Source organism: Vibrio sp. 378 (genome assembly GCF_033339435.1).
This window is the reverse complement of sequence record NZ_JAWOUO010000419.1, coordinates 1-771: the sequence shown is the minus strand read 5'-3', so window position 1 is coordinate 771 and position 771 is coordinate 1. Positions and strand designations below refer to the sequence as shown.

The following is a 771-nucleotide window of genomic DNA, read 5'->3' as shown; positions in this document are numbered from 1 at the left end:
TGATTTGCAACTTCGACTGGTTTGCATCCCAACTTGCTTGAGTGACATCAATAAACGGCGATGGCTGGGGCACATTGCTCACCGCTTGGGCGTAACTGAACATCACCTGCTCGTCGATTTGCAGTTCAGAAGGCAGGAAGGTCAGTTGAATTTGATAGTCCGTCAACACACAGATGGTGGTGCAGGAAGAGAGCGTGAGCACTGCATCAATCGTGACGGGTTTCGACATATTGTCGATATGCAGCGTCATTGGGAACAAAGTGTCACCTTTGTAACCGAGAGTCTCAATGCCCAATAACTCGAACTTTTGCGGATATGGCCATTGCCAATCAACCTTGCTCAGGTTTTGCGAGTTTTGCCAATCTATCGATGGCGCGACACCACCCTCGCCCGGCGATCGCCAGTAAGTTTTCCAGTCTCCGGTTAACTTGACATCCAAATAACCTGTAAGTGTTTTGGCTTGCGGATCTTGCTGACCAGTCAAAACAAAACGCGTTTGCACAGGCGGATGCTGTGGATTGGTCATCCATCCCGTGTCAGTAGTTTGCGCCGAGAGATTAAGAGAGAACAAACCCAACACCAACGCCATAAAGAATATGGACGCGAGTTGAGTCGCTTTAATAATGTGATTCATAGTGATTCCTAATTAATAACAAGTGTAGAAAATGGCTGGCGTTTTCGGCCAGAATCACTTGTCATTCTCGGAACACACAAAAGGTAAGATGAATTCGATGTTTGTCGTAGATGGGCTCAGTCCATTGCCTTGCGTTA

General features: G+C 47.2%; 1 protein-coding gene. It reads right to left on the bottom strand.

Annotated elements, in window-relative coordinates:
- On the bottom strand, positions 1–634 hold a 634-nt coding region (locus R7Q48_RS26685), incomplete at its 3' end, for a protein-disulfide reductase DsbD domain-containing protein (RefSeq protein WP_318133240.1).
- Positions 635–771 lie beyond the last annotated feature (137 nt).